This is a genomic window from Ruegeria sp. BB7 (genome assembly GCF_056539365.1).
On sequence record NZ_JBQFUV010000032.1, the window covers coordinates 1 to 6,020 of the forward strand.

At 52.7% G+C, this 6,020-nt stretch carries 1 protein-coding gene; it reads right to left on the bottom strand.

Going from position 1 to position 6,020, the window contains the following annotated elements:
* Positions 1 to 300: 300 nt before the first annotated feature.
* Positions 301 to 6,009: a calcium-binding protein gene (locus tag ACR0D7_RS19205; protein WP_480680452.1), complete on the bottom strand. Its 5,709-nt coding sequence runs from the start codon at positions 6,007 to 6,009 to the stop codon at positions 301 to 303.
* Positions 6,010 to 6,020: the final 11 nt, after the last annotated feature.

Sequence of the window (6,020 nt, forward strand, 5' to 3'; positions counted from 1 at the left end):
CTCACCCAAACACTGACCGCCATCGCAAACGGCCATAAACAATCCAAAATCAGCAGGCTAATGCACTGGAATTACATCGCAAACGTGTGATCAGCGAAACGCTTGCAAAACTACTCTCGAAACGCGTTCGGCAAAAGTGATAACATATTCCCTCCTCCCAAATAAAATAAACCACAATCGAACACCTAGGCTCCAACGAGATTTTGCTCCTTGGCGCGGCACGCTAAGGGATTTGGACTGCGTCTCTCAACGCAGCCCCTGTTTCGGCCAGAAATGTCAAATTTTAAAGTGTTTCTCCCGTCACGATCCACTGGACCAGGCGACGGCGATTGACAACCGCGCTTGTTGCAAATCGTCCTCGTCGACCGTGTTGTCCGACCCAGAAGGTGGTGCAAATGCAGCCATCGCATCGACAAGCGACTGAACATTTTGCGCATCCAGCTGCGAGCCGTCATTCAGAGCGAAACTATCGACGGAAGCATTGTCATGCGTGTACCAACGTCTGACTGTCACTTCATCGGACGTGCCGATCACACTAACTCTGAGATCCGCTCCATCTCGTTCGAACCACAAATCGTCCTGAGAAATACCTGCTCCGAATTCAACGATATCTGTATCCTGATCTCCGGAGTTGACGTTCTCGATCACATCCTGACCACTGCCCAGATCAATCTGGTAGGTATCATCACCAAGCCCGCCATAAAGAATGTCGTTACCGGAACCACCGTTCAGCGTGTCATTTCCAGCCAGGCCGCGAAGGATATTCGCACCTGCATCTCCAATGATTGCCTCGTTCGCGGCACCACCGTTCACTTCCTTAATATTGACCTGCAGGTTCAGATCACCTCCAAGATTTCCATCGAGGCTTTGACCGTCTTCACTCCAGTTCTGGTTTCCTTCGCGGCCACTATCTATCAGCAATTCCGCGTCAGAGGTGTTCAGCTGGCTGTCGCTAAACGTTGCCAGATCTCCTAAATCTGCACTGTTCAGCAATTGGTTAGAGGCATCCCGCACTTGCCAGCCGTCACCGCTTGCGCTGAACAGAACAGTATCACCATCTGACAAGCCAGCATTCAGTGAACCACCGTCAGGTATAATGAAGAAGCCAATGTCTCCGATTGTCGCATTGGCAATCTCGATAGTCATTGGTGCGCGCACATGGTCGCGAACATTCGACAGGATGATCGTTCCGGACGTCGGATTTCCTTGGGCGTCACGACGATAATATCCGTAGCTTGAAGCCTGATCGCTGGTCACCGTCAGCACTTGAAGATCGACCGTGAGCGAATTCGGATTGTAGGGAGCGTCAACCGACAATGTTACGGATGCAACATCGCTGATGGCTATCACTCCTGGTTCAACCGGCACACTATAGGTGGTATCCCCGATCGTCAGGTTCAGATTCCCCACCAACCTGAAGTCAGGCAGATCGGCCGTATAAACATAGTTCCCGTCGCCATCCAATACACCCTGACTGATATTCAGATCGTTCAGCAACTGCGGAATATCAGCCGTGCCTGTCGTGTCAATCGGTGCCTCAATCGTGACAACGGGGGCTTCATCCAGGCCTTCTCCTGAGACGGTAAAGGTAAGCATGCCCGCACTGAGATCGACGACCGCACTGGAAACACCCTCCAATTCGGCAATACTGTCACCAAATTCTGTCACCCGCGACGCTTCCAGAGCGGAAACAGAGACCGCAAGATCAACAGAACCGGTGAAGTCGACTGGAGGTGTTGCGGTCAGGTTCACGAGCTGCGCTGGCGACAATGTCCAGCTGCCATCGCCATTATCCGTTCCTGAGGACAAACTCCAACCCTCGAGGACACCTGATATTGTGACCTCAACGATTTCGGAACCGTCCACATCTGCTGAACTGATGGAAACACTGACTGGTACAGCCTGACCTTGTTCAACATCCACCGAAAGTGAGTTGACAATCGGCGTGTCCGCTACTCCGCGTACTGTAAGGACGGTTGTGCCCGTCTCAACAACAGCACCATCAAAGTCCAGAACTTCAACTGTTAGCGAAATGTCACCAGAGAAGGAATCCGGCGGCACAAAGAAAGCCTCCTGAAGGTTAGCCGGGTCAACTGTCCAGACACCGCCCCCAAGATCTTCACCTCGCCCGACAAACGCCCCCTCGGGGACACCTGATATCCGTACGCTTCGCGTATACGCGCCACTAATGACTTCAAATGGTAGCCCGACGGCCGAATCTTCGAATACCACATGATCTGTAATAACGAGGCTAATGTCTGGCACAGCACCTTCGGTTAACACCAGACCAGTGCCGAGTGCAGCCAGATCGTAAATGCGCAAAATATCTTCGCGTTGACTATCCGACAGCCCAGCGAGGAACCCACCATATGTTCCATAGAACGGCTGGAAACGTTCCAGAACATTTATCAAATCTTCCAGCAGAGTTCCATCGAGATAGGTATAATCCCGAGCACCTGACGTCCGCGCAACACCAGCAGTTAGAACTAACTCAGGTCTGGAAGATACCACGTTCTCAAAATAACTGCTGACCCGCACAACACCGAAGTGATCGTTGTCGTTCCCGGCGCTGTCGAATATCAGAGAAACACCGTCCAGATCATCCGTCGGGGTCGCAACTGCGGCAAGCCCGGTTTCGGTAATATGATGGATCAGAAGATCATCACCGTCCTTTGTAAACCAGTAGTTGCCGGTATTGAACCGTTCATCCAGAATGATCCGGTCCTCGGGCGTTGCGTCATTGATTGCACTGTTGCGGTTGCCAAGCGAGATATAGAACGCGTCACTTTCACTACCGCCGGTTACTTTCGCGGAACCACCGATCAGAATTGTATCCAGACCCGCGCCGCCCTCAACAACCAGATTATCGGCTTCGCGTTCCAACAGGATCACATCATGTCCCGTGCCGCCGTCTACCGAACCGCCAATTGAACTTACTCGGATCAGGTCATTGTCATCGCCACCATCGACGGTCACATCGCGGCCGGTTATGAACAAATGATCCTTGCCGCTGCCGCCAGAAACCGTGCTGCGCGCAGCACCCGAAATGATTGTGTCGTCTCCGGCACCACCGCCCACAACATGATCGTACCCGGAAGTCAGAATATAGTCGTTTCCTTCATCGCCCTGAACCCATCCGCTTTGGCCAAAGACAAGCAGTGAATCGGCATCTGCCCCGCCAAAGACCGTGGCCAATTGACCGGCAGAGATTATCGTGTCTTTTCCGGCGCCGCCCAACGACAGACTACGGGCGCCAATGGATATCAGCGTATCGTTGCCTTCGTTGCCGCTTGTGGAGTTGTTATCCCCCAAGCCGTAGTACAGATCATCACCTGCACCCGCAGTAAAGATGTTGAACTCACCCAACTGGGCCGTTACATCATCCCCTTCTCCGCCAAACACAGCGTTATTGGTGCCGGTTGTGGCAATCAGATCACCATCACCAGTCAGGTAGCCTTGAGCGTTCAGGAACGCTATCAACCGGTCATTCGTATCCTCAGGATTATCCGTGACAAACGACGCGAGATCGCCAAGCAAATTGGGGAGATCGCGGAAGCTTTCGGCAATATCAAACCCTTGAAGGTTCAGCGACGCCGCCAACTCAGGCAAATCAATCACCTCACCCAAGGGTGCCTGTGCCGCGCCTTCGGAAGTAGCCACCGCGGTTTCAATGGTCGTATCAAGATCTCCATCGGCGACGCGCAATCCGTTTGTCACCAATACGTTCTCAAGATCATTTGCGCTAATCGCCGCCTGCTCGATTGCGCCAGCAAGTGCCGCGTGATCAGTCAAAGCCTCGATAGCATCAGCATGATGGAACGAAACAGCTGTGACAATACTGCTGACACGGCTCGACACGTCTGTAACGGTCGGATCGGATGCAACAATTTGTCCCTCTTCATTGACGGTCAGGTCAAACAGGTCGCCCAACGTTGTATCTGCTGATACTTGGCCGCCACGCGCCTGGATTTGCGCCAGAACAGCCGCATCCGTATTGCTTGCATCAAATACCAGCGCGTTGCTCTGACTTGCCTCACCATCTGTGGTTGTCACCGTTTGGGAAATGGCTCCGAACAACGACCCTAGGGTTGTGTCTAGCAGTGATGTTGCATGATCGCCAAAGATCAGGTCATTGACGCCCTGACCCAAAATAATATCGGCGCCTGCGCCACCAACCGACAGGTTGTCTGTCCGTAGGCCTTCACTGGCGGCAATCTGATCCGCCCGGGTAGCACCAGTTGTTGCTACGAAACGTTCCTGCCGGGCAGTTTCACCGTCAACCAAAGCGTCCGACAATTCAACATCTTCATCAAAGATGGCGAAATAATTGACATCCGACGTCCGATCCAAAGCTTGCAGGCGCAGCGACACTGAATGGATACTCTCGGGTGTCCAGAGTTCGATCTGAGCCGCATTTCCAGCAGCCTCTTGCGTGGCAAGGAACTGGCTGAATTCAACTTCGGTCAATCCGAAGAACTCAATGTCTTCGGTCGTGTATCCCAAGGCTTCAGCAACTTGATCGACATTCGTCACAATACCGGTGGCCTGAGTTATTTCTCCGTCCGGGCCAATACCGCCGAAGAACGTATCGGCCACCAATTCATCATTGGAACGGAACAAGTTGACTTCACCTACATTCGCGATCTCACCCAGATCCGCCACGAGATCATGCGAGAGGGTCAGAGGGCTCTCGTACTCCGCTACCGATACCCGCGCGTCGCCAACAACGTAGAAGTCATTCCGGACCCCGTCACTATAGAGCACGCTTTCCGTTCCCATGCTCACAGCAAGGTTTTCAAGGCCGCGATAATCGCCAATTGTCGCCAAACCGTCGGAAGCACCGGCATCACCAATCCTGATAACGCCGTTCTGAGTCCCACCAACAAATTGGCTATTGGTTCCATTGCCTATTTTGACAGCAACATTGCCTGCGTCGTTTTCTGCGGGCGCAAAAGTTGTTGCATCGAGACCAGATGTATCCGCAAAAACGTTTGTCACTCTGAAGGTAGACAGCGTTTCCCTCTCAATGGAATCGCGTCCGAGGAATTCATACCGCTCTGCAGAGACAACATGATCCAGAACCGGGAAAACGCTTACGTCAGGAGTGCGCGCATAATCGATCGAGAGGCGGGTTTCGTTGTCGTCAACCGCCCAATCCTTCAACACAACCCGTGCCTGCAGGGTTTCATTGATAATGACAAGGTCATCGCCCGAGATCTCGAAAATCGGATTCTGATAAGTCAGATCGAGATGCAGTATATCGACGCTGTCGCTATCGGTTGCAAAATCAACCGTGAAGACGCCTGGACCTGTAATATAGTACTCGTCAATTCCAGCGCCGCCGATAAGCGTGTCGCCACCACGACCGTAAAGAATATCGGCTCCCGCGCCACCCTTTAGCGTGTCATTTCCGGTACCAAACAGGATGTCATCGCCGCCTAGGCCGGAAATGGTCCAACTACCTTGACCTGCCCGCAGCACATCTGCAGCGGTATTGCTGCCTACCAACTCTTCAACATTCACAAATACCAGAGCGTTGTCAGAAAACTCCGCATCACCCGTTGTTCTAAAGCGCGATGTAACCAGATCAGCGATCAATCCCGTGCTTTGGTCAATATTTGAGTTGGCAATTGATAGATTGTTCAAATCCCCAACCTGGAACTGAACAATGTCATGCCCTTCGCCGCCATCGACTGTGGTGTCCGAGAAATCCACTATCAGCGTGTCATCACCGGACCCACCCAACAATGAATCGGCACCTTGTCCGCCAATCAGCGTATCGCCACCCGCACCGCCGGAAATAACGTTGGCAGCTTCATCTCCACTCAGATTATCATCATGAGCTGAGCCAGCAATGTTTTCGATATTCGTGATTGCGGCTTCTGGAAGCGTCGCCAGGCTGACATCGACTGGGAACGAACGCGTGGTCGAGTAGACGGATAGAATACCATTGTCACCCGAGTGACCTGCGTCAGCCTCGATGTTTGCAAGGCTTGCCGCATTGATCATCTCTGCCAGAG

Excerpts from the sequence above, each read along its gene's own strand:
- ACR0D7_RS19205 (WP_480680452.1), bottom strand. The coding sequence starts at position 6,009 with ATGATCAATGCGGCAAGCCTTGCAAACATCGAGGCTGACGCAGGTCAC.